Consider the following 22,357-nt stretch of genomic DNA (forward strand, 5'->3'; position numbering starts at 1 on the left):
ACAGTCGATTCCGACGGGTGCCTGCGCATGGAAGTGACCATTCAGGACCCCTGACACGCGAAGTGGGCGCTCTGGCAGCTCGGCACTGACGTTAGGCGCTTTCCCCAAGCCCGCTCCGCGCAACGCCCCATCGACTGGCCATCGAGTTAGCCGACTGGTATGGCCAGGCGCAAGGGGCGCGTGCGGTACTCAGCTAGAGCGTTTGTCGACGTCGGTTGCGCACACGAATAGTTCGTTCCACCTTGTAGCGACGTACGGTGTCTGGTCGGATGACGAACAGGGGACCTGGTCGCTTCCTTTTGTCCTCCCTGAGGAACCGAGCCAGGCGAGGAGCTGAAATGCCGTCGGTCTCATACCAAATCGGGTCCCCAAAGAAGAGAACGACATTTGTTCCTCCCTCGTGCACGTTCGACGAAAAGGCTATCCCGTCCAGCGGAGGGTTGGTCCAATATCGAAAAGCATCCGTGAGTATTTGTGACGGAACGTAGTCAACCGGATGGTTATGGTCATGAATTACTGGTTGTGTGATTCGCTCTCTGTAGAAGTTCAGTGCTTGGATGCGTTCATCGCCGACCGCTCGATCTGTGTTGAAGACGCTACGCGAAGGAGGAACTTGAGTCAGATCGAGAATACGCAGTTCTTGTTGCAGGACGAAGGTGCCAGCGACCACTTCGTTATAGGGGCTGTGTGATGCTACTTCTGCGCAAGCAGTCTCAACCTGTTGAGAGACGTAGAACATCGAGATTCCCTGCGCGTTCATTCGGCCTGCGCTTGCTGAGTGAGAGGGCGCCGGTCCCAGTTCCCTCGATGGGTTCGCTGTAATCTTCTCCTCGAGTGCCCGAACATCGCGTTCAGCTCTTGCACGGTAGAGTTTCGTTCCCCGTTTCAGGGTGCGAATGAGGCCTGAGCGTTGCTCCGCAAAGACAAGCAGTGATCGGACGAATGCGTAGTTTCTCTCGGGCGATGTTTTCGGTTTGCCGTCGAGTGCTGGCGCAAGTAATCGAGACTCATGTTTGATGCTCTGCTCGAAGTCGTACCATTCAAATTGAATGTCGGCATCGAAGTATTCTGTTGACTTCTCATACCAGGTCTCGCTCAGGTCAAAATAAGCAGTAACGGTAGCGACGATTTGGTTTGAGAAGACGGCGTCGACGCTCGGATCGAGTGTGATCAGTATTACTTCAGTGGTGGTCATGGGTGCCGATAGGTGGTCGTCGTCAATGACGAATCCTTCGTGATCATATTTGAGTTCAACAGCGCGTCTCACGACAGAGGCAAGATTTGCTATTAGCGCAGCATTTCTTTCACCTGATTGTCGCACCTTGCCGCAGATGGTGCATGCCGCGAGGCTGGAGACGTGTTGTAACTGCCCGAGTAGATCGGTGTCTTCAATGTGTGCCAGGCACATCACTGGTAGATCGGAGTTCGGCACTGGATTTTGCATAGAAAGATCTTGGCATCCAGGATGTCTCTGCAAAAGGGTCGGCCGAAATCATGACGGACACGGGCCCAGATTCCATCCGGACACTTCTGCTGGGCAGCCGTGCCGCGACGCGATCCTTGAATACCTGCGGTTCGCCAGCGATGGCCTGCGCCAGCAACCGCGCCAGTCGATCCGCCCGCAGGACACGTGGAGCTGAGCGGAGGCAAGCCTCCTGCAGGGAGTGCGATGTCAGCGCCGGACGACCGAGGGGGACCATGCGTGCTCGAGGTACAGCTCGGGGTCGCCCGCACCGTCGGCCGAGATCGACCAGACGTCGGTATCGCCGGCCGCCCCCTCCCGCGGGAGCCCGTACAGCAGCGTCCCGTCATCCAGCCACACCACCTGATCGTCCACGCTCCGCTCCTCCGGCAGCACGGTCTCCACCCCCGACGCGAGATCCAGCACCGCGATCCGCCAGTCCGGCACCCCGTCCCCGACGTCCTTCTTGTACGCGACCCGCGTCTCGTCCGGCGATAGCGAGGGGCATTCCGCCGTGTCGTGGATCGCCGTCATCGTCCGCGCCGACATGCTCCCGCGCACCAGCCACGTCCGCGATCCCGACGCCGCGGTCGCATAGAAGGTGTCCCCGTCGTCCGCGAAGGTGACGCCCCACAGGTTCCGGTCGGCGGCCGTCAGCGGCGCCCCCGCGACGCTCAGCGCGAAGGACTCCAGATCCCCCGGATCCGGCACCGCCGGGTCGAGCGAGCGAATCACGGTCTGGGTGGAGAACGTGGTCGGCGCATACGAGTGCCCGGTGACGAACGCGGTGGTGCTGAGCATCCCGTCGCCGATGCGAGCGCGGCTGGGGATGCCCGGCAGCGGCCACGTCTGCAGGGTCTCGCCGTCGGCGCCGGTCAGCACGGCCTCAAAGGTGGTCAGCACGCCGCGGTCGGTGCGCAGGCAGAGCTCCATCGACTCGGTCGCGGCGACGCGGTCGCAGGCGCGGTCGGTGAGGGTGCGCGCGGCGCCCGGGTCGGCCAGCGGCACGGAGGCGACCAGCCCGTAGCCCTGGCCGCTCGCGGTGTTGCGGAAGACGATCCGGTCGCCGTCCGCGGGGGCGCCGGTCGAGACGGCGACGGCCGAGTCGGCCGAGGCGCGCGCCTGGTACCGCGTCCAAGCGCCGGCCCCGTACGCAGCGGCTCCGCCGAGCAGGGCGACGGCGGCCACCACGGCGATGATCCAGCGCGCGCGGTCCGAGAGACGGCCCGCCTGCCCGGCCGTCATCCCTTCTTCTCCGCGAAGCGCTCGCGCAGCAGCAGCACCGCCAGGGGGAGTGCCGCCGTGAGACCGACGGCGACCGCGATCATCGCGCCCTCCCGGCCGAGCCACAGCCACAGCGCTCCGAAGCCGACCGACGCGAACAGCCGCGCGACCGCGACGACCGTCTGGGCCGCGGCGATCCCGCTCGCCCGGATCTCGGCGGGCACGCTCGCTCCGGCGACGGCCGCGAGCACGCCGTCGGTCGCGGCGTAGAAGGCGCCGAGCAGCAGCAGGCAGGCGATGGTCACCGCGAGGCCGGAGGCGGGCGACGCGGCGAGCACGTAGACGGCGAGCAGCAGCACGTGGCCGGCGGCGAACATCCGCGCGCGGCCCCAGCGGTCGGCGAGGCGCCCGAACGGGATCGCGAGGGCGAGGTAGGCGGCGTTCGTCCCGACGTACAGCAGCGGGAACCACTGCGCCGCGAAGCCGCTGCGGCTCTGCAGCACGAGGTACACGAAGCCGTCGCCGACCGTGAGCAGTCCGAGCAAGCCGGCGGCGAGCAGGAGGCGGCGCGGACGCCGGTCCCAGAGGCGGCGCCAGGGCAGGCGGGTCCGCGCCGTACCGCCGGCGATGCGCGTCCGCACGTCCGGCACGAACAGTAGCAGCACCACCACTCCGAGCGTCGCGAACGCGGCCGACAGTACGAAGACCGTCGAGTAGCCGTCCGGTACGAGCAGCAGCACGACGAAGGCCAGGAGCGGCCCGATCGTCGCGCCGACGGTGTCGAGCATCCGGTGCACGCCGAACGAGCGGGCGAGCGACGCCGGCTCGGAGGAGGCGGAGATCATCGCGTCGCGGGGCGCGGTGCGGATGCCCTTGCCGAGGCGGTCGACGGTGACGACCGCCGTGAGCGCGGCCGGGCCGCTGCCGGCCAGCAGGCCCAGGCGCGCGAGCATCGACAGGCCGTAGCCGGCGAGGGCGACGAGCTTGGGCCGGTCGGTGCGGTCGGCGGTCCAGCCGGCGCCGATCCGGACGAACGCGCTGACGCCCTGGTAGAGGCCGTCGAGGAAGCCGTATGCGAGCGTCGACATGCCCAGCGCGGCGGTGATGTAGAAGGGGAGGATCGCGGCGGTCGACTCCGAGGAGATGTCGGTGAAGAGGCTGACGATGCCGAGGGCGATGACGGCGGGGGCGATGCGCGACGGGCCGGTGCCGCGCGCCGGCTGCTCCGCCGCGCCCTCGGGTCGGTCGGACAGGGAGATGTACACGCCTAGCCGCCGTTCGGGTGCAGGACGGCGATCAGCGAGTAGCTCATCCGCGGGGTGCCGGTGGGGGCGACCGAGAGGCTCACGCTGTCCTCGCCCGCGGTGAAGACCATCGCGGCGCCGTCGGCGGGCGCGTCGACGGCAGCGGAGGTGAAGCCCTGCGCGGCGAGCGAGCGGCGGTAGCTCTCGACGATCTGCTCGGCGTCGAGGGCGACGGTCGCGGTGAGGCCCGAGCGCAGCGCGTCGCCGGCGGGCTCGACCGAGCTCGAGGCGACGACCGAGTCGGGCAGCGGGGCGACGACGGCGGAGGGGTAGCCGGCGACCAGCGCGCGGGTGGCGCTGGCGGCGGCGGGCAGGGGGAGGGAGACGAGGGCGGCGCGCGGGGTGGAGTCGGGCAGGCCGGTGTCGACGGGGGCGGGGCCGGAGACCTCGAGCGGGGCGGAGGGGTCGGCGACGGCGGCGGGGTTCGACGGGTCCTGCGGGGTGACGGTGGCGGTGGAGGTCGCGCCCGGGGTCGCGGGTGCGCCGGGGGAGGAGGTGGTGCCGGAGGAGGGTGTGCCGGGGGAGGAGCTGCCCGCGGAGCCGGTCGCTCCCGCGCTGATCGGGCTGCCGTCGCCGGGGCCGCCGGCGGTCGCGTCGAGCACGAGGGCCCCCGCGACCAGCACCAGCGCGAGTGCCCCGGCCACCACCAGCAGGCGTCGTCGAGCGTCCAAGGGGTCTCCGAATGCGGGCGCACCGACGATCGTGGCCGGCCAGGATCCGTCCATCCGCGTCGGGTCGCGTCTCGCGGAGCATAGCCCTCGCGGGGCCCGACCGCACCTGTCGATACGGTGGGCGGATGAGATCGAGGCGGGCGGCGTTCGCGGGCGCCGTGCTGCTCGGGCTGCTGACCGGCTGCGCGCCGGGGCCGACGGCGGGCGTCGACGAGCAGATCCTCGCCGCGGAGGGGCTCGGCGACAGCGCGGTGACCGCCGCGGAGTCGCTGCATCCCGTGCTGATCGGTGCGGACCTCCGGGTGTCGGTGCGCGGCGGCAAGCCCTCGGCGCGGCACGACGACGAGCGCTGGGTGGAGCTGTTCCTGCGCCTGGTGCCGCAGGTGGCGGGGCCCGAGGCGAGTCGGGAGATCCAGGAGGCGATCGCTGGCGAGCTGCTCGATGACGGCTGGGTCGCGGACGAGCTGACGCGGGACGCCGCGGAGACCGGCGAGGGCGCGGAGCTGTGGTTCACCCGGCCGGGCGCCGAGGGCACCGCGACCTGGGACGGCGACTCCCCGGGCGACTGGCACGTCTCCGTCTGGGACCGCCTCGACTACGTGCAAGTCGACGTGCAGAGCCCGTTCGCCCTGACGACGGACACCCAGTACGCCACCACCGACGCGGTCGAGGCCCGCCATCCGGAGTGGCGGAGTCCGGACGGCGTCCTGCCGTGACCCTGTGCTGACCGAGTGGCCGTCCCATGCTGATCGAGTAGCCCGCTCCGCGGGCGTATCGAGCGGAGGGGGCGCCTTCGGCGCCAGCGCAGGGCGGGGAAGAGACCGACGTCCTTGCGGTGGTGGGTCTCGATACGCCCCTGCGGGGCTACTCGACCAGCATGTCTGCGGGCGTCTCTTCCAAGTAGATCCGCCGCTGTGCTGGACGTGTGGTCTCGATACGCCCCTCCGGGGCTGCTCGACCAGCATGCACAGGGGCCGGTCGTCGATACATGCTGATCGAGTAGCCCGCAGCGCGGGCGTATCGAGATCCACCGTTCTCCCGCGGTCACACCGTCAGGTCAGGCGCTCCGTCAGGTGGACGGCGACGTCGTCGCCGAGGTCCTTGCCGAGCTTCTTGCGGAGCTTGGCGCTGATCGAGAGCATGTGGCCGCCGGCGCCGGTGGGCATCAGGCCGGCGGTGAGCGGCTCGCCGTCGACGGTCGCGACGACCTTCACGGCCTTGCCCGTGCCGAACAGCGCGGCGGAGTCCGGCACCTCCACGCACGACCAGAGGTCGCCCTTCACGGTGACGCCGATCGGCGCAGTGAAGGCGACGTCGATCGGGCCGACGCCGTTCATGCCGGGACCGCCGCTGCTCGGCTGCGGGGCTCGGCGGCGCAGGTCTCGTCGTGGTCGGGCATCGTCGTCCTCCGGGTGTCGTCGGTGCGGCAACCCAACCACAGGAGGCGTCAGCTCGTCAGCAGTCTTATCTGCTCCGCCGAGAGCGGGCGGTCGGCGTAGAGGACGACCCGGGCCGTCGGGTCCGGGCTGTGCGCGTCGGTGCCCGCCCACGCCCGCACGAGGCCGAGGCGCTCGACGGCGCGGTGGGAGCGCCGGTTCTGCTCCGCGACGACCGCGGTGATCGGCAGCTCCGGGCGGAGGAGTCGCGCCCGGCCGATGCCCGCGGTGGCGATCTCCTGCGCGTAGCCCTTGCCCCAGTGGTCCGGGTGGAGGGTGAACGCGACGTTCCAGGCCGTGCCCGCGAGGAGCGAGCAGCCGCCGACGCCGATCAGGCCGGGTCCGCCGCGCGGGCTCCGCTCGCGGACCACCCAGCTGCTGAGCCCGTCGCGCGCCCACTGCTCCCGCCGCCGATCGAGCACCGCGCGGGTGTGCGCGCGGGAGGGGTGCAGGAGGAGGGGATCGCCCTCGGCCAGCCGGGGATCCGAGTAGAGGGCGAAGAGCTCGTCCAGGTCCGCCTCGGCGGGTCGGTGGAGCAGGAGCCGCTCGGTCGTCTCGACCGGGCTCGGCTCCGCGCCGTCGCGCTGATCGTCCCCGCCGTCCACCGGGCGAGCCTCTCACGGGGCGTCGCCTGGGTCGAGGAGCTCGCAGGGCGCTGCCTGCCGATCGAGGGGGCCGAGGGGCGCTGCGTGCTGGTCGAGGAGGCGGAGGGGCGCTGCCTGCCGGTCGAGGAGGCCGCAGGGCGCTGCGTGCTGGTCGAGTAGCCCGAAGGGCGCTGCCTGCCGGTCGAGGCGGCCGCGGGGCGCCCCATGCTGGTCGAGTAGCCCGAAGGGCGTATCGAGACCCGGCTCCGAGGGGCGGTGGACCTCGATACGCCCGTGATCCTCTGGGGCTGCTTCATCGCGGACCCGCTCTTCGCCTCGCACGGCGTGCCGTTCCGGCTGTCCCTCTCGCCCTGCGTGCCGGCTGACCGCGGGCTGCGGACTCAGACGGCGATCCGGCCGCCGTCGACCGGGAGCACCGCGCCGTGCACGAACGAGGCGGCGTCGGTGGCGAGGAAGACGATGGCCTCGGCGACCTCGGACGCCTCGCCCGGGCGACCGGCGGGGCCGGCGGCGGCGAGCTGATCGAGCGCCTCGCCCATCGCGGCGGTGCCCTCGGTGCGGGTCGGGCCGGGGCTCACCGCGTTGACCCGGACGCCGGCCGCTCCGAACTCGGCGGCCCAGGCCTTCGTGAGCAGGACGAGCGCCGCCTTGCTCGCTCCGTAGAGCGCCATCCCCGCGGCGCCGAACTCGGCGACCATGGTCGTCACGTTGACGACCGCGCCCTCGCCCCGCTCCGCCATCGCCGGCGCGAGCGCGGCGACGAGGAAGTAGGGCGCCTTCACGTTGAGGGCGAAGACGGCGTCGAAGCCCTCCTCCGTGGTCTCGGCGGTCGGCCCGAAGGGGAACACGCCGGCGCTGTTGACGAGGACGTCGACGCGCCCCGTGACCGCGGTCGCCCGGCCGGCGAGGTCGCGGGCGCTCGCCTCGTCGCGCAGGTCGGCGAGCAGGAAGTCGGCGGTGCCGCCCGCCGAGCGGATCCCCTGGACGACGGCCTCGCCGCGCTCGGCGCTGCGGCCCGAGACGAGGACGTGCAGGCCCCGCGAGGCGAGCTGCTCGGCGGCGGCGCGGCCGATGCCGCTGGTGGCGCCGGTGACGAGGGCGGTCTTCTGCTGGGCGGTCTTCTGCTGGTCGGTCATGATCATCCCTATCTGAACCGATCTGTTCGGCTACGAGATGTGACTGTACAGATCTGTTTGGTAAAGTCAAACCCATGAGCTCGACTCCGTCCCCGAAGGTCCGCCGCCGACCGGCCCGCGACCGCGCCGTCGCGACGGCCGACCGCCTCTTCTACGAGCAGGGGATCCACGGGGTCGGCGTCGACCTGATCGCCGCCGAGGCGGGCATCTCGAAGGCGAGCTTGTACACGTACTTCCGCACCAAGGACGACCTGGTGGTCGCGTACCTCGGCGGGCGGAGCGCCGCCTGGCAGGCGCACGTGGCGGCCGAGCTGCCCGGGCGCGGACGGACGGCCTCGGAGCGCCTGCTCGCCGTGTTCGACCTGCTCGGCGAGTGGTTCGCCGAGCCCGGCTATCACGGCTGCCCCTTCATCAACGCGGAGGCGGAGTACGGCGAGGGCCACGTCTCGCACGCCGTGACGCTGCGCCACCGCGAGTGGGTCCGCGACCTGTTCACGGGACTCCTGCGCGACGCCGGTGTCGAGGACGCGGACGCCGCCGCCCTAGAGCTGTGCCTCCTCTACGACGGTGCGATGGCCGGCGCCCAGGCGGACCCCGCGCGCCCGTGGGCGGCGGCCGCGCGACGAGCGGCGGGGCGGCTGCTCGGGTAGGGGCCTCCTCGGCAGGGGGCGTGGGGGCTAGGGCGCGCGTCGACGCGAGCGCGCCTCGTCCTCCCGGCGGCTCAGCCAGCCGGGGCCCTCCCGACGCAGGCGCTCGACCTCCGGGCTCGGCGACACGGGCGCGCGCCGCCGCCGCCGGACGAGACGGATCTGCTTGACGACTCCCACGACGACTCCGGTGCCGAAGAACGGCAGCCCGATCCCCGCCACCAGCCACAGCGGAGCGTGCCGGCGCCCCCCGCCGACGACCGCGGCCGGGTCCCAGCCCACGTCCGCGGCGAGCACGACGATCATCGCCACGAACACGCCGCTGAGCACGGCCAGCGTCCAGGGGTGGGCGAGGAGCAGCGCCTGCGTGCGCTCCGACACCCTCCGCTTCGCCATTCCGCGAGCCTAGGCGCCGGGCCGTCGCGCCCGCGACGGCCGCGAGCGGTCGCCCTGGACAGGATCGCGGCCGTGCGCGAAGCTTGCCGGTGATCGCGAGACCCGGCCCCCGTCTCCCTCGACTCTCGAGCGCAGCGCGCACGCGCCGCTCGAGGGGTGGAATCCGCCCTCCGGTCTCGTACCCCGCAGATGACCGGACGCGTTGCCCGATTCCACGGGGCGGGGCCGGGCCCGGCCCCGCCCCGCCCCGCCCCCACCGATCAGCCCGCCTGCGCACCGAGCAGCGTCCGGTCGGAGTGCTGCTCCGCCCGCTCGCGGTCGACGTCGCCGCTCCGGCTCGATCGCTGCGCACCGAGGCGACCGCATCCAGCGCCGTTCCTCCAGGACGAGGAGGGGGCGCGTCGGGCGCGAACGAGAGGGCACCGACTCGGTCTCGTCCGGCGGCACGCGACACTCCATCTCGATCGGCGATCACGTCTCCCCGCGGAGTCGTGCGCGCTGGTCGTCCTCGTGTCGCACTCGGATCCGCCGCCAGAACGCGTCCTCCCAGGCGGCGGGGTACTGGTCGTAGTCGTCCGCGGCCGCCCGGTATCGGCCGTACGCACGGCGCGCGCGTTCTTCGTCCCACTCGCGGATCGAGACGTCGTTCAGGAGCTGCCCGCCGAAGTGCACGATCTCGTCGCGGTATCCGCCCATCGCGTCCAGCATCCAGTCGCTGTGGTCGTCGGCCGGCGCTCGGGTGCGCAGGTAGTCGGTCCATCGCGCATCGAGCTGGGCTCGGTACAGGTCCACCGGGCGGTCGTGAGAAGGGGGCTGCTCCATGGTGGGAACCCTACGACTCCGACCGCAGTCGCCCGAGGACTATCGCCTTCCGGTGAGACGAAAGCGGCGCCGCGGACGTTACCGAGTGAGAGTGTTCAGAGGGGGGTGGGGTGAGTGTCCCTCTCGGTCGGGGTGTGGATCGGGTCAGCTCTTCGAGCCGGTGAGCGCGAGCGTGCCGCCGAGGCCGATCATCATGACGCCGCCGGTGCCGGTGAGGGTCGACATCCGCTTCGGCGACGACGCGAACCACGAGCGCGCGGTGCCAGCCGCCAGCGCCCAGACGCTGTCGCAGATCAGCGCGAGGGCCTGGAAGGTGAAGCCGAGCAGCAGCAGCTGCGCCCAGACCGGGCCGGCGGCCGGGTCCACGAACTGGGGGAGGACGGCGACGAAGAAGGCGACCGTCTTGGGGTTCGTCAGGCCGACGACGAAGCCCTGGCGCAGGAGGGTCCACGCCGACGCCGGGGCGGTGGCGGCCGTGCCGGCGTGCGTGTGGCGGCGGCGGATCGCCTGCACGCCGAGCCACACCAGGTACACGGCTCCCGCGAGCTTGAGGACGGTGAAGGCCACGACCGACGCCGCGACGACGGCGCCCACCCCGAAGGCCACGGCGAAGATGGCCGGCATGATCCCGAGCGCGTTCCCGAGCAGGCTCAGGACCCCCGCCCGGCGGCCGTAGGCGATCGACCGGCTGATCGTGAAGAGGACGCTCGGCCCGGGGATCACGATCAGGGCCACCGACGCGAGCGCGAACGCCAGGAAGTGCTCGGGGGAGATCATGCCCGAACAGTAGCGCCGCGCCGTCCCGAACGGGGATCGGCCGCGTCAGTGCTCGCCGAGGTCGTCGCCCGGCTCGACGTCCGCCAGCCGGAAGGGGCCGTCAAGGAGAGGGCCGCGGCTCCACATCGCGACGGTGGCCCAGCCGAGGTCGGAGTGGGCGACGCTCCCCTCGGGGATGCTGCGGGTGAACAGGGCGTAGTCGACGCCGTCGAGGGGGAGCGCGGTGACGTTCCACCCGTCCCGGTCGCGGGCGAGAGCCTGGGCTCGTTCCTCCGTCGCCCTCATCGCGGCGCGCGCCTCGTGCGTCGGCAGGTCGGTGGGCAGCACGTCCAGGAGCAGGCAGCCGACAGCCAGGCTCGCGGTCGCGACCGAGTCCGTCACCGTCCCGTGCACGGAGCCCCGAGGTCCCAGCCGGGTGCCGGTGCGCCGCATCGTGCGGATCGTGAAGCGACGCTCCGGCGTTCCCCGGTCGACGGCGATCAGCACCTCGTCGAGCGGGCCGTCGTCGGTGCGGCTCAGACCCGTGACCGTCCAGGGCTCCGAGATCGGCGGAAGGAGAGTCAGCATCCTGCCATCCAACTCGGCGGCCGTCGTCCTGCCAAGGCCGTGGCGCGCATCGAGGACCCGCTGCGGAGAGTGCAGGTCCGCAGGTCCCCTGTGGGGGCGTACTCCGGCTCGTGGATTGTGCTTGGGCTCGCTGGAAATGCGCGGAACGACGTGCCGGAGGGCTAATCGCGTGCCCGAGGTGGCGGCGGGTGTGCTCCGGCTCGTGGAGTGCGCTCGGGCTCGCGGGATTCAGGCGGATCGACGTGCCGGAGGGCGGATCGCGTGCCCGAGGTGGTCGCGGGTGTGCTCCGGCTCGTGGAGTGCGCTCGGGCTCGTGGGATTCGCGCGGATCGACGTGCCGGAGGGCGGATCGCGTGTCCGAGGTGGGGGCGGGTGCGCTCCGGCTCGCGGAATGCTCTCGGGCTCGCTGGGAACGCGCGGAACGACGAGCCGGAGGGGATTCCGCGAGCCGGAGGTGAACTGGACGCGCCGTCGCGTCAGCCCTCCCGCTCGACGAGCGTCCGTCCTGCGGGCGCCACCCCCGCGGCCGCCCTACGGTGGAGGCGTGACCGTCCGCCGTCCCCTCAGCCCGCTGTTCTGGGCCCTCGCGCAGATCGGGTCGCGGGTCCGCGTCGGAGCGCCCCGCGGTCTCCCGGAGCCGAGCACCCGACTGCCCGCCCCGACCGGCCTGCGGATCCCGACCCGGCACGGCGTCGTCCGCGCGGTGGTGCAGCGTCCCGCCGTCGACGACCCGGACGCTCCGGTCGTGCTGCAGCTGCACGGCGGCGGCTTCGTCAACCGCTACCCCGAGCAGGACCTGCACATCGCGCGGGCGATGGCCGATCGGCTCGGTGCCGTCGTGGTGCTGCCGGACTACGACACCGGGCCGCGCGTGCAGTATCCGGTGGCGGAGGAGGAGGCCTGCGACATCGCCCGCTGGCTCCAGGCGGAGACCGGCGCCGGATGGTCCGGGGACCGGCTCCTGCTCGGCGGCGTCAGCGCCGGGGCGAAGCTCGCGATCAACATCTGCCAGCAGCTGCACGCGGCGTCGCTGCCGGCTCCGCTGGCCGTCGCGCTCGTCGTCCCGGTGACGGACGTGATCCGGACGGACCGGACGTCGGGCGTCCGTCGTCCGGCGATCAGCCCGTTCGTGCAGCGCTTCGTCGGCTGGGCGTACTTCCCGGACGTCCCGCGCCAGCAGGAGCCTCTCGCGTCGCCGTCCCGCGACCTCGCGCTGCCTGCGGCGATGCCGCCGACGCTCGTGCTGACCGGAGGGGACGACACGCTCGCCCCCGAGGGCGCCGAGCTCGCCGCGCGGCTCCGGAGCGGGGGCGTGCGCACGGAGCTCCACGTCTTCGTCGGCTCGGACCACGATCTCCTCGCCGGGCGCGATCGGGCCGTGGTCATCGAGGCGCTCGACCGGATCACCGGCTTCTTCGCCGGGGAGCTGGGGCGTCCTCGCCCTGACGGCATCGCCGCCGGGTGAGGCCGCTGCGTCGGCGAGGCCGCCCGGTCGGCACTGCGCGGACCGGTGTCGGTGGGGTTCGGGCGGGCGCCGTCAGCCCCGCGATCGGCTCGCGTGCGCGCGGGCCTTCATCCGGTTGCCGCACGTCGCCATCGAGCACCACTTCGCGGTGCCGGGCCGGCTGCGGTCCAGGAGGAAGAGGTTGCACTCGTCGTTCGCGCACGCGCGGAGCCGCCCCGGGAACCGGGCGCTGACGCTCGACCAGGCGAGGACCGCCTCCACCGCGAGGCGATCGGCCTCGGGAGCGCTCAGCTCCCACTCGACGCCCTCAGCGGTGACGCGCGGGGTGCGCACGGCGTCGGCGATCACGCCCGAGAGCTCCGCCACCGCCGAGGGTGCGCCCGAGCGCACGACGACCTGGAGCGCGTCGCGCGCACCGCGCAGCCGCTCGAGCTCGTGCTCGGTGCCGACGCCGCCCCACTGTCGCGCGAGCTCCCGCCCGGACGCGTCACCGAGGTCGTCCGTCGGCCGGCCGTCGACCACGGGCGCGCTGTTCAGCACCGCCAGGAGCAGCTCCTCGTCCCGGTCCATCGCTCCCCGCTCTCCCGCGCCGAGTGGCTCGTCCGTCCATGCTAGCGTCCTGCTAACCAGTAAACCTACTTGGAAGGGTTAGTCATGGTCACCGTCCACCACCGCACCGTCTCCGTGGGAGGGCTCGACGTCTTCTGGCGGGAGGCCGGGCCCGTCGACGCCCCCGTCCTCCTGCTGCTGCACGGCTACCCGAGCAGCTCGCACATGTTCCGTCACCTGATCCCGGCCCTCGCGGGGCGCTACCGCGTCATCGCCCCGGACCTCATCGGCTTCGGACGCTCGTCCGCGCCCTCCGTCGACGACTACGACTACACCTTCGCGGCCCTGGCCGAGACGACCGGCCGCTTCCTCGAGACCATCGGGGTGTCCCGGTACACGATCTACGTCCAGGACTACGGCGCCCCCGTCGGCTGGCGGCTCGCCCTGGCCGACCCCGCCGCGGTCGTCGCCGTGATCTCGCAGAACGGCAACGCCTACGAGGAGGGGTTCGTCCCCGGCTTCTGGGACCCGATCTGGGCCGACGCCGCCGAGCGGACCGACGCGACGAGGGACGCCCTCAGGCCGGCTCTCGGCCGCGAGGCCGTCGAGTGGCAGTACACCCACGGGGTCCCCGACGCCAGCACCGTCGACCCGGACGCCTGGGAGCACGACCTCGCGCTCCTCGCCCGCCCCGGGCAGGACGACGTGCAGCTGGCCCTCTTCCGCGACTACGCCGCCAACCGCGAGCTGTACCCCGCCGTGCAGGCCTGGCTCCGCACGTCCCGGGTCCCGGTCCTCGCCGTCTGGGGACGGAACGACGAGATCTTCGCCGCGGCCGGCGCCCAGGCCTTCACGCGCGACGCGCCCCACGCGCAGGTCGAGCTCGTCGACGGCGGGCACTTCCTGCTCGAGTCCGATCTCGACCGCGTGGTCGGCGCTGTCACCGGCTGGCTCGAGTGAGGGAGCCGTCGCGCCTCCGCCTCGCCCTCGTGCGGGTCCGAGCCCACGGAACGCGAGGGTCGGTTCGTACAGTGGAGGCATGAGTGTGATGAAGGAGACGGGCACCGCACGGCGGACCGGACGCGGGTGGACACGGGCGTCGCTCGTGCTGGGCGTTCTCGCCGTCGTGTCGTACGCGATCGGATACCTGGCGGTGGCTCACCTGTGGCGGGGCGATCCCCTGGTGATCGGGATCGCGACCACGCTGCAGTACGTCCTCCCGCTGGCCGGCGTCGTCGTCGGTCACGTGGCGCGACGACGCGAGGGCCCTCGCCGCGAGTCGACGGTGGGGCTCGTGCTGTCCTACCTCCTGCTGGCCGTCGCGGTGGTGCCGGTCGTCATCGGGTCGTTCGGGCTGCTGGCGCGCTGAGGCGACCCTGAGCGGGAGGGGTGCCTCGGCGCCGGCGCAGGACATGAAGAGACCGACGTCCTCGGGGTGGGTGGGTCTCGATGCGCCCCTTCGGGGGTACTCGACCAGCATGTGAGCGGGCGTCTCTTCCCAGGACACCCACCCTTCCCGGTGACGCCGGGCCACCAGCTGGAGTCGCGCGGTGCCGTCCCCTCGAGAGCTTCGAGGACGGCACGGTCGAGCTGCTCCGCCGGCGACGGGAGTCGTGCGGGAGCGGCTGTCGTCGCCGAAGGGCCGATTCAGCCGTTCGGATACGATCGAGCACCGTGCCTCGCCGTTCCCCCGCCGCCCTCAGCGCGAGCATCCGCGCGGCGGGGGAGCGGCTGTTCCGGGAGCGCGGCTACTCGCGGGTCACCGTCCGGGAGATCGCGGCGGAGGCGCAGGTGGATCCCGCCGTCGTCGTCCGCCGGTTCGGGTCGAAGGAGGCGCTGTTCCTCGACGTGATGCAGGTGAGCATCCAGGACCGCCCGGAGCTGGACGTGCCGCTGCGGGACTTCGGGCGCAGCTTCGTCGCCTCCCTGCTCGCGGACGAGCGCGACACGCAGGCCGTCTTCCTCGCCCTGGTGCGCGGGGGGAGCGAGCCCGCGATCGGCGCCCGGCTGCACGCCGTGCACGAGAAGGCGTTCGTGTCTCCGCTGCGGGCCCGCATGACGGGGCCGGACGCGGACCTGCGCGCACGCCTGGCCGCGGCGCTCGTCGGCGGACTGCTGCACTCGATGTGGGTGGTCGGCGACGAGGTGCTCCTCGCCACCGACCACGAGCAGATCGTCGAGCGCTACGGCGACGCGCTGCAGGGCCTGCTCACTCCCGCGGACCGGCCCGGCACGCCGGCGTCCGCCTGACTACTGCACGGACCAGCCGCCGTCGCTGGGCAGGATCGCCCCGTTGATGTTCACGCCGTCGTCGCTGAGCAGGAAGGTGATCGACGCCGCCAGCTGCTCCGCGGAGGCGACGGAGGGGATCGCGCTCTGGAACGGGGCGAGCCGGGCGCTGCCGGTCTCGGAGACGTTCGGCGGGAAGGGGATGCCGGTGGCGACGCCGCCGGGCGCGACGGCGTTCACGCGGATCCCGCTGCCCGCGTACATGAACGCGGCGCTCCTGGTGAGACCGACGACGCCGTGCTTGGAGACCGTGTAGGCGTTGCCGGACGCGTTGCCGCGCAGGCCCGCCTCGGAGGCGACGTTGACGATCGATCCGGCCGCGGCCGCGAGCATCGCGGGCAGCACGGCGCGGGAGAGCTTGAAGCCGCCGGTGAGGTTGATGGCGATCACCCGGTCCCACACCGCGTCCGAGGTCTCGTGGGCGGGGGAGAAGTCGTCGTTGATCCCGGCGATGTTCGCGAGACCGTCGATCCGCTCGCCGGCCGCCGCGACGATCGCGTCGATGTCGTCCTGCTTCGTGATGTCGCCGGCGACGGGCACGATCTCGGCGTCCGGCAGCGAGGCCGCGAACTCCTGGAGCCGCTCGGCCGAGATGTCCACGGCGACGACCCGGCCGCCTTCGCGGGCGATGCGGGAGGCGGTCGCGCGGCCGATCCCGGACGCCGCGCCGGTGACGATCACGGTCCTCCCGGCGAAGCGGCCAGTGGTGACGATCTCGCGCCAGCCCGTGCTCTCCACGGCCTCGGGCATGACGCCGCCGTTCGCACGCAGCACCAGATCGTCGACGACGCTCTGCGGGAGCTGCCCCTGACTCAGCGCGACCAGCTGCTGCAGCGGCAGCGAGCGCACCGGCGCCAGCTTCGCCTCGTCGAAGCCGCCGGCGGCGCCGCCGAGCACGTCGCGGATGAGCGCGGAGCCCTCGGGGTGGTTCAGCCATTCCCCGATCGAGCTCTGGGCGGTGAGTGGGGCGGTCGTGGACATGCGTCCTCCTTCAGGGTGGTCGAGCAGTGAAGTCAACTTAGTTGACTTCAAGCTGTGTCGGCCACCGTCGGCCCTGCCCACAGCTTCTGGCGGCGCCGTGACGACCTGGCGGCCGCTGGGGAGATCGCACAGAAATCCGCTAAAGGTGCTAATCGAAGGCTGTTCTTAGTAGCTTTCGACGGCTCTTCCGCCGGCCGCCGTCCCCTCGTCGGACCGCGCCGGCCCCGCCGTGGGCCCGCATCTGGTTCCATGGACGTGCGCGTGCGTCCGTCCGGTCGCACTGCTCCTCCCGTGAAAGGTCGTCGGATCCGTGGTCTCCCAGGTCGTGCTCGTGGACGATCTCACCGGTGCGCCCATCGCCGCCGGGCGCGGCGGGACGGTGTCCTTCTCCGTCGGGGACGACGCGTACGAGATCGATCTGTCGGCGGCGAACATCGGGCACCTGCACCGCGCGCTCGCGCCGTTCGTGGACGCGGCCCGGCCGCTGTCCGAGGCGCCGGCCCGCTCCCGAGTGACGTCGATCGCCGCGAGCGCCGGGCGCAAGAGTCCCGAGATGCTCGCTGCGATCCGGCACTGGGCGCGGCGGCACGGCTACGAGGTCCCGCGCTCCGGCCGGGTGCCCGCGGACGTGCAGGCCGCGTACGACGCGGCGCACTGACGCGGACGATCCCGGTGGCCTTCACGGCCGCGCGGGGCCGTCTCGTGCTGATCGAGCAGCCCGCACCGCGGACGTGTCCAGATCCACCGACGTCAGAACGAAGGTTTGCAGATCCGCCCTGCTGGCGACGGGGGGTCTCGATACGCCCCTGCGGGGCTACTCGACCAGCATGGGGCCGGCCGGCTGCGCTGCATGCTGATCGAGTAGCCCGCACCGCGGGCGTATCGAGATCCGCCCGTGGGAGGACCGGGCCCTCAGCGCTCGCGGCCGTCGATCTCCTGATCGCCGAGGTGGGCGCCGTAGAACTCCGACTGCTGCCGCATGAGCTCGCGCATCGACACTCCGGGGCCGACGCCGTAGACGGTCCCGACGAAGTCGAGCCCGCGCTGGATCGCCCAGATCTCGTCGTGGCGCTCCGGCGGGAGGATCGTCGCCGGCGTCCCCACCGCGACCCAGCCGATCGGGACCACGGCGCCCGGCTCGAGGACGGTGTTCACCTGCACGACCGCGTTGATCCGGACCTCGGCGCCGGCGCCGATGCGGCTGCCGGGGAAGAGGGAGGCACCCGTGGCGATGAACGCCTCGTCCTCGACGGTGCTGCCGTTCACGTGCGCGTGCGGGCCGATCATGACGGCCGCCCCGATGCTCACCGGGTGGCCCGCCCGGGCGCGGATCAGAGCGTTCTCCATCACGATCGTGTCCTCGCCGACGACGATCTCGCCGTCCTCCGCCGAGAGCACCGCTCCGTGGAGGACGCGAGCGCCCGGCCCGAGGCGGACGGCGCCGACGATCACGGCGGACGACGCGACGGACGCGGTCGGATGGATCACGGGCTCGCGGTCCCCGTGTCTGGTGAGCATGCGGTCGCTCCTCGTCTCGCCGAGCGCCACCCGCTCGGTCCGCTCACGACGGTATCCCCGCCCGGGCGCCTTCCGGTCCTCGGCGGACGGTGCCGCGGGGCGCTCGTCGCGCGCACCCCCGTGTCAGGTGTACCGTCGTCGCATCTGAGGTAAAAGGCAGGCCGCGCCGGTCTGCACGCGCACGCGGGATCGAGAGATCCGCCACTTCTTCCCTGTGAAGGAGTGCGCCCATGGTGCTCGACACCCCCCGATCCGCCCCGCGGGACACGGCTCCCCGCCGCCTGCGCGACGCGTGGATCGCCCTCGCCGGCCTGTCGGCCGTCTTCCTGTTCGAGATGCTCGACAACTCGGTCCTGAACGTCGCCCTGCCGACGCTCGGTCGCGAGCTGCACGCGTCGACCGCGGGCCTGCAGTGGGTGACGGGTGCCTACTCGGTCGCGTTCGGCGGCCTCATGCTCCTCTTCGGCGCGATCGCCGACCGCTTCGGACGCCGCAGGGTGATGCTCGCCGGCCTGGTGCTGCTCGCCGCCGCGAGCCTGGCGACCGCGGCCGTGACGACGACGGAGCAGCTCATCGCCGTCCGCGCCGTGATGGGGGTCGCGGCGGCGATGACCACGCCCGGATCGATGGCGCTCGCCTTCCGCCTGTTCGGCACCGACGAGCTCCGGGTCCGGGCGCTGACCGTGGTCTCGACCGCCGGGCTCGTCGGACTCGCGGTCGGCCCCACCGCCGGTGGTCTCGCGCTGGCGGTCGCGCCGTGGCAGGTGCTCCTGCTCGCGAACGTGCCGATCGCGGTGCTCGCGCTGATCGGCATCCGCCTGGGCGTGCCGGCCGATGCCCCGGGCGCCCTGCACCGCGACCCGATCGACGTCGTCGGCGCGCTGCTCGGCACGGTGACGATCGCGGCCGCCCTCGTCGCGCCGACGCTGTTCGTCGGCACCGGATCCACGGGCACCGACGGCGCCGGGACCGGGATCGGGACCGGACCGTGGGCGCCGTGGGCGGCTGTGGCGACGGCGGTCCTCGCGGGAGCCGGCTTCGTGCTCCGACAGCGCAGCGCCCGGCATCCGCTGCTGGACCTGCGCCTCGTGGCCCTGCCGCTCGTCTCCAGCGGACTGGCGTTCAAGGCCGCGACCGGTCTCGCCGTCGGCGGGCTCTCCTACCTGGTCACAATCCAGTTGCAGCTCGCCTGGGGCTGGAGCCCGGCCGCCGCGGCGCTCGGCCTGCTCCCGCAGGTCGTCGTCCTCCTCGCCGGCGGTCGCTTCGTCGGCCCCTTCGTCACGCGGGTCGGCCTCGAGCGCGCCGCCGCGCTGAGCGCCGGCGCCGTGGTCGCCGGGCTCGCCGTGTTCGGGCTGCTCGGCCGCCTCGGCTACGGCGGGGTGCTGGTCGCCCTCGTGCTCGTCGCGGCGGGGATGCGCGTGGTCGGCGTCGTCGCCGGGACGAACGTGCTCCGGGGGCTCCCGGCCGAGCGCACCTCCGTCGGCGCGGCCCTCGTGGACACGGCGAGCGAGCTCGCGACCGCGGTCGGCATCGCCGCCGGCGGCACGATCCTCAGCGTGCTCGTCGCCGGCAGCATCACGAGCGCCCGGGCGACGGCGGCCGGGGCCGTGCAGCTCTCCGGCGCGGTCGGCGTCGCCGGGCTCGTCCTGGCCGGCCTCGCCGCGACGCTGGTCGCGCTCGGTGTCCTCCGGGCGCGCACTTCGTCGTCGGAGCAGTGACGTCGATGCCGAGAACGACGCCGGCCGGCACTCCCCGCGGAGCGCCGGCCGGCGTCGGTGCCGTTCCTGACCGGTCGGGTCAGCGCTGGACGAGCGGGATCGCGATGTCGGTGACGTCCGCGCCGATCGTGCCGAGGCGGGTGGCCGTGCCGTTGAGCACGCCCACCTCGTAGAGCGAGCCGTTCACCGCGGCCAGGCCGATCGAGCCGATCGAGCCGCCGTTGCGCAGGACGGAGTAGATGTCGAAGCCGGTGACACCCGCGGCGTCGACGCCGAGCTTCCCGGTCGGCGCCAGCGTGCCGGCGTTGGCGGGGGACTGGATCGCGATCTGGTCGAGCGCCGTGTCGAGGACGAAGAGGGTCGTCGCCGTGTTCGGGTCGAGATCGTTGTTCGTGTACGCGGCTCCGTTGACGCCGGTGGCGACGGCGGGCGCGGCGTAGCTGAGCGCGCCGTCGGCCACGGTCGCGGCACCCGGAGTCGCGAACGGCTGACGGAGGTTCTGGCCGGTGTCGCTGACCACGCGGAGGGCGTTGGCGGCCGGGTTGAAGTCGACGCCGAAGGCGGTGCCGCTCAGCGCCACGGTCAGGCGGGTGACCGGGGTGGCCACGCCGGTGGTCGCGTCGATGGAGTAGACGCCGGCGCTCGCCGCGGTGTTCCCGACGCCGTAGAGCTTGCCGTCCTGGACGCGGTAGTCGATGCCGACGAGCGCGGTGTCGCCGCCGGCCAGACCGGTGACGGCGACGCTGCCGGAGACCGTGCCGGGCTTGAGGGGGTTGAACTGCACGAGCGTCGTGCCCTCGTCGGCGAGACCGACGACGCGCAGCTTGGCGGCCACCGAGCGGGCGGCGCTGACCAGAGCGCTGCTGGCATCGCTGGTCGCGGCGGCGGGAGCGACAGTGCTCGCGCCGGCCAGCACGGGGGCGACGGCCATCACGCTCGCGACGGCGACAGCGGTGATGCCGACTTTCAAGGTCCTGCTCATCATGAACTCCTCGAGACTTCCGGTCGCCGCAGATCGGCGACTCGAAGAGGGGTACTGCGCGGACCGCGTGAGCGTTCATCCGCGTCGCGAGATTCTTCGCGGATCGGTGTGTGCCGCCGCGGCTGGGTCGTGAGCCGCGCTCCTGACTTCGATGCCGTGCGTCGGGGCTTTCGCGACGGCGGACGGCGCCCGGGCTTCGAGCTGTGATGGAGTAACGAGTCCGCCTGCCGCCTCGTCGACAGGGGCGGCTCGTCCGCGCACCCGATCCGCCGCGACGTCGACCGACCCAGCCGCTCCTCACACTGCGCAGAATCGAGGAACATGCCGACCTTTGCGATCGCGGAGCGCTTCGGCGGCGAGTCTGCTGTCGACCGGCACGAGTCCGGGCGCTCGACCGTCCAGCTGTCGGGCAGAGCGCGCAGTGAATGCGGCAGAGCCGACTCCATCGAGAACAACCGGGCGGCGGGGGATGGCGCGTGAGCGCTGCGTTCGTCTTCGTCGATGAATCCAAGGCGAAGGACTACGTGCTGATCGCTGTGGCGATCGACCCGCCTCGCATCGCCGAATATCGGCGCGCGGTCCGCTCGCTGCTCCTTCCCGGACAGCATCGCCTCCACATGAAGCAGGAGAACGAGTCGCGCAAACGGCTCCTCCTCGACACCTTCAGTGCGCTCGAAATCACAGTGACGATCTTCCGGGCTCCTCGCGGTCTCGGCAGTGAGGTCGTCCGACGCCGACGCTGCCTGGAGGAGCTCGTCAGCGTCGTCGGAGTGGCCGGAGGCAGGCTCTGTCTCGAGCGTGATGAGACGCTCGTCGCTCGGGACAAGCAGTGTCTGATCGAGGCGACACGCCGCGAGGGCAATGCCGGCACGCTCGAGTACTGGCACGAGTCCGCTGCCAGCGAGCCGCTGCTCGCGATCCCGGATGCTGTGGGGTGGGCGTGGGCTCGCGGTGGCGACTGGCGGCGACGCGCTCAGCCGATGATCGGCGAGGTGATCGACCTCAGGTCCTGAAAGCGCGAAACCCGAGCGCCGCGTCCATTCCGGACGGGTCTCGGGTTCACTTCCCGGGACTCACCGGCCCGGGCAGCCACGAGTGTACCTGTCAGCGGCTCGGGCGAGCAGGCATGCAGAAGAGCATCGTCCCGATCTGTCGCGAGACGTCCGCGCCGAGAAGCAGGCCGCTCGCAGAGGTGTCTCGCAGACATCGAGAGCGAGGACGATGTCGTTGTGCGAGGGGCCGGAGCTCCTCGAGGGTCACTCCGGCGCGTCGGCCTTGTACACCTTCCGGAAGGCGTCCTTGCGGGCGATCCTGCCGCCGCGGAACTCGTAGATGTCGCAGCCGCGGGTGACCTGGGGCTCGCCGTCGGGGCCGGTCCCGGTGAAGGACCAGGTGGCCGCGCCGCGCGTGCCGGCGATGAGGGGCTCCCCCTCCTCGTGCCGCTCCTGGCCGGTGTCGAAGGCGAGCATCAGCGCGAAGCCCTCGCGGACCTGCTCCTTCCCGGACCAGGTCCGGCCGGGCTCGGGACCGACGGAGGCGCCGTAGACGCAGTCGTCGGTGACGTGGTTCATCAGCTCCTCGAGGTCGTGGCGGGACCAGGCGTCGCTGAACGCCGCCAGCACCTCGGGCGTCATCTCGCTCGTGGGGTGATCGGTCGACAGGGAATCGCTCATCGGTGAACTCCGGTCCTTCGAGTCGTGGACCGTCGTCGGTCGCTCTGCGACAGTGGCAGGGTCCGGGGCGAGGAGGCAACGTCCTCTAGCGGTCATGTCCGGAATCGGACGATCGGCGGTCGGCGAGGGGCGGTC

Annotated in this window: 25 protein-coding genes; 9 read left to right on the top strand and 16 right to left on the bottom strand. The window is 72.2% G+C overall.

Annotated elements, in window-relative coordinates; translation table 11 throughout:
• Positions 1-193: 193 nt before the first annotated feature.
• The 4 genes from EDF17_RS14820 to EDF17_RS14835 all read right to left on the bottom strand — a co-directional run bounded on the left by EDF17_RS14820 (position 194) and on the right by EDF17_RS14835 (position 4,661).
• Positions 194-1,432 (bottom strand): RES family NAD+ phosphorylase, encoded by a 1,239-nt coding sequence (locus EDF17_RS14820; RefSeq protein ID WP_166649699.1) that lies wholly within the window; start codon positions 1,430-1,432, stop codon positions 194-196.
• A 240-nt stretch (positions 1,433-1,672) separates the two neighbouring features.
• Positions 1,673-2,707: a hypothetical protein gene (locus EDF17_RS14825; RefSeq protein ID WP_166649700.1), complete on the bottom strand. Its 1,035-nt coding sequence runs from the start codon at positions 2,705-2,707 to the stop codon at positions 1,673-1,675.
• On the bottom strand, positions 2,704-3,945 hold the full coding sequence (locus EDF17_RS14830) for an MFS transporter (protein ID WP_243732924.1): 1,242 nt from the start codon (positions 3,943-3,945) through the stop codon (positions 2,704-2,706). The genes EDF17_RS14825 and EDF17_RS14830 overlap by 4 nt, the downstream gene beginning before the upstream one ends.
• Before the next feature lie 8 nt (positions 3,946-3,953).
• Positions 3,954-4,661 (bottom strand): hypothetical protein, encoded by a 708-nt coding sequence (locus EDF17_RS14835; RefSeq protein ID WP_133672092.1) that lies wholly within the window; start codon positions 4,659-4,661, stop codon positions 3,954-3,956.
• A 125-nt stretch (positions 4,662-4,786) separates the two neighbouring features.
• On the opposite strand from EDF17_RS14835, the gene EDF17_RS14840 reads away from it, so the two are divergent.
• The gene (locus EDF17_RS14840; protein ID WP_123447381.1) at positions 4,787-5,377 is read left to right on the top strand and encodes a hypothetical protein; all 591 of its coding nucleotides are present in this window, start codon (positions 4,787-4,789) and stop codon (positions 5,375-5,377) included.
• Positions 5,378-5,713: 336 nt separating this feature from the next.
• Here the strand turns inward: EDF17_RS14840 and EDF17_RS14845 are convergent, their stop codons facing one another.
• The 3 genes from EDF17_RS14845 to EDF17_RS14855 all read right to left on the bottom strand — a co-directional run bounded on the left by EDF17_RS14845 (position 5,714) and on the right by EDF17_RS14855 (position 7,838).
• Positions 5,714-5,998, bottom strand: a complete 285-nt coding sequence (locus tag EDF17_RS14845; protein ID WP_123447382.1) for a DUF1905 domain-containing protein — start codon at positions 5,996-5,998, stop codon at positions 5,714-5,716.
• A 110-nt stretch (positions 5,999-6,108) separates the two neighbouring features.
• Positions 6,109-6,702, bottom strand: a complete 594-nt coding sequence (locus tag EDF17_RS14850) for a GNAT family N-acetyltransferase (RefSeq protein ID WP_123447383.1) — start codon at positions 6,700-6,702, stop codon at positions 6,109-6,111.
• 380 nt (positions 6,703-7,082) lie between these two features.
• Complete coding sequence (locus EDF17_RS14855) at positions 7,083-7,838, bottom strand: SDR family NAD(P)-dependent oxidoreductase (RefSeq protein WP_123447548.1); 756 nt, start codon at positions 7,836-7,838, stop codon at positions 7,083-7,085.
• A 74-nt stretch (positions 7,839-7,912) separates the two neighbouring features.
• Between EDF17_RS14855 and EDF17_RS14860 the strand changes: the two genes are divergently transcribed.
• The gene (locus tag EDF17_RS14860) at positions 7,913-8,488 is read left to right on the top strand and encodes a TetR/AcrR family transcriptional regulator (RefSeq protein WP_123447385.1); all 576 of its coding nucleotides are present in this window, start codon (positions 7,913-7,915) and stop codon (positions 8,486-8,488) included.
• Between the two features lie 27 nt (positions 8,489-8,515).
• Here EDF17_RS14860 and EDF17_RS14865 read toward each other — a convergent pair whose 3' ends face one another.
• The 4 genes from EDF17_RS14865 to EDF17_RS14880 form a co-directional block, all read right to left on the bottom strand.
• Complete coding sequence (locus EDF17_RS14865) at positions 8,516-8,881, bottom strand: hypothetical protein (protein ID WP_133672094.1); 366 nt, start codon at positions 8,879-8,881, stop codon at positions 8,516-8,518.
• Positions 8,882-9,352: 471 nt separating this feature from the next.
• On the bottom strand, positions 9,353-9,703 hold the full coding sequence (locus EDF17_RS14870) for a hypothetical protein (RefSeq protein WP_133672096.1): 351 nt from the start codon (positions 9,701-9,703) through the stop codon (positions 9,353-9,355).
• Positions 9,704-9,847: 144 nt separating this feature from the next.
• Complete coding sequence (locus EDF17_RS14875) at positions 9,848-10,480, bottom strand: LysE family translocator (RefSeq protein WP_123447388.1); 633 nt, start codon at positions 10,478-10,480, stop codon at positions 9,848-9,850.
• Positions 10,481-10,525: 45 nt separating this feature from the next.
• On the bottom strand, positions 10,526-11,047 hold the full coding sequence (locus EDF17_RS14880) for a hypothetical protein (protein ID WP_123447389.1): 522 nt from the start codon (positions 11,045-11,047) through the stop codon (positions 10,526-10,528).
• A gap of 544 nt (positions 11,048-11,591) precedes the next feature.
• Here EDF17_RS14880 and EDF17_RS14885 point away from each other — a divergent pair.
• The gene (locus EDF17_RS14885) at positions 11,592-12,512 is read left to right on the top strand and encodes an alpha/beta hydrolase (RefSeq protein WP_166649701.1); all 921 of its coding nucleotides are present in this window, start codon (positions 11,592-11,594) and stop codon (positions 12,510-12,512) included.
• Between the two features lie 72 nt (positions 12,513-12,584).
• Here EDF17_RS14885 and EDF17_RS14890 read toward each other — a convergent pair whose 3' ends face one another.
• A complete protein-coding gene (locus tag EDF17_RS14890; protein WP_123447391.1) occupies positions 12,585-13,082 on the bottom strand; it encodes a CGNR zinc finger domain-containing protein in 498 nt (165 codons plus the stop codon).
• Positions 13,083-13,166: 84 nt separating this feature from the next.
• Here EDF17_RS14890 and EDF17_RS14895 point away from each other — a divergent pair, with 84 nt between their 5' ends.
• The 3 genes from EDF17_RS14895 (at position 13,167) to EDF17_RS14905 (ending at position 15,311) form a co-directional block, all read left to right on the top strand.
• A complete protein-coding gene (locus EDF17_RS14895; RefSeq protein ID WP_123447392.1) occupies positions 13,167-14,021 on the top strand; it encodes an alpha/beta hydrolase in 855 nt (284 codons plus the stop codon).
• Between the two features lie 79 nt (positions 14,022-14,100).
• Entirely contained in the window at positions 14,101-14,430 is a 330-nt protein-coding gene (locus EDF17_RS14900; RefSeq protein WP_127888023.1) for a hypothetical protein, read from the top strand.
• 305 nt (positions 14,431-14,735) lie between these two features.
• Entirely contained in the window at positions 14,736-15,311 is a 576-nt protein-coding gene (locus tag EDF17_RS14905; RefSeq protein WP_208110617.1) for a TetR/AcrR family transcriptional regulator, read from the top strand.
• Here the strand turns inward: EDF17_RS14905 and EDF17_RS14910 are convergent, their stop codons facing one another.
• The gene (locus EDF17_RS14910) at positions 15,312-16,331 is read right to left on the bottom strand and encodes an SDR family NAD(P)-dependent oxidoreductase (RefSeq protein ID WP_123447395.1); all 1,020 of its coding nucleotides are present in this window, start codon (positions 16,329-16,331) and stop codon (positions 15,312-15,314) included.
• 310 nt (positions 16,332-16,641) lie between these two features.
• Between EDF17_RS14910 and EDF17_RS14915 the strand changes: the two genes are divergently transcribed.
• A complete protein-coding gene (locus tag EDF17_RS14915; protein WP_123447396.1) occupies positions 16,642-16,989 on the top strand; it encodes an Lsr2 family protein in 348 nt (115 codons plus the stop codon).
• Between the two features lie 254 nt (positions 16,990-17,243).
• Here EDF17_RS14915 and EDF17_RS14920 read toward each other — a convergent pair whose 3' ends face one another.
• Positions 17,244-17,849: a gamma carbonic anhydrase family protein gene (locus EDF17_RS14920; RefSeq protein WP_123447549.1), complete on the bottom strand. Its 606-nt coding sequence runs from the start codon at positions 17,847-17,849 to the stop codon at positions 17,244-17,246.
• A gap of 230 nt (positions 17,850-18,079) precedes the next feature.
• On the opposite strand from EDF17_RS14920, the gene EDF17_RS14925 reads away from it, so the two are divergent.
• A complete protein-coding gene (locus EDF17_RS14925; protein ID WP_123447397.1) occupies positions 18,080-19,567 on the top strand; it encodes an MFS transporter in 1,488 nt (495 codons plus the stop codon).
• Positions 19,568-19,646: 79 nt separating this feature from the next.
• On the opposite strand, the gene EDF17_RS14930 is transcribed toward EDF17_RS14925, so the two are convergent.
• Positions 19,647-20,549, bottom strand: coding sequence for a DUF4394 domain-containing protein (locus tag EDF17_RS14930; protein WP_208110618.1), 903 nt, complete (start codon positions 20,547-20,549; stop codon positions 19,647-19,649).
• 476 nt (positions 20,550-21,025) lie between these two features.
• Here EDF17_RS14930 and EDF17_RS14935 point away from each other — a divergent pair, with 476 nt between their 5' ends.
• On the top strand, positions 21,026-21,562 hold the full coding sequence (locus EDF17_RS14935) for a hypothetical protein (RefSeq protein ID WP_123447398.1): 537 nt from the start codon (positions 21,026-21,028) through the stop codon (positions 21,560-21,562).
• A gap of 243 nt (positions 21,563-21,805) precedes the next feature.
• On the opposite strand, the gene EDF17_RS14940 is transcribed toward EDF17_RS14935, so the two are convergent.
• Positions 21,806-22,222: a nuclear transport factor 2 family protein gene (locus EDF17_RS14940; protein WP_166649702.1), complete on the bottom strand. Its 417-nt coding sequence runs from the start codon at positions 22,220-22,222 to the stop codon at positions 21,806-21,808.
• Positions 22,223-22,357 lie beyond the last annotated feature (135 nt).

The organism is Rathayibacter sp. PhB1, from assembly GCF_004362935.1.
In the GTDB taxonomy this organism is placed as follows: Bacteria; Actinomycetota; Actinomycetes; order Actinomycetales; family Microbacteriaceae; genus Rathayibacter; species Rathayibacter festucae.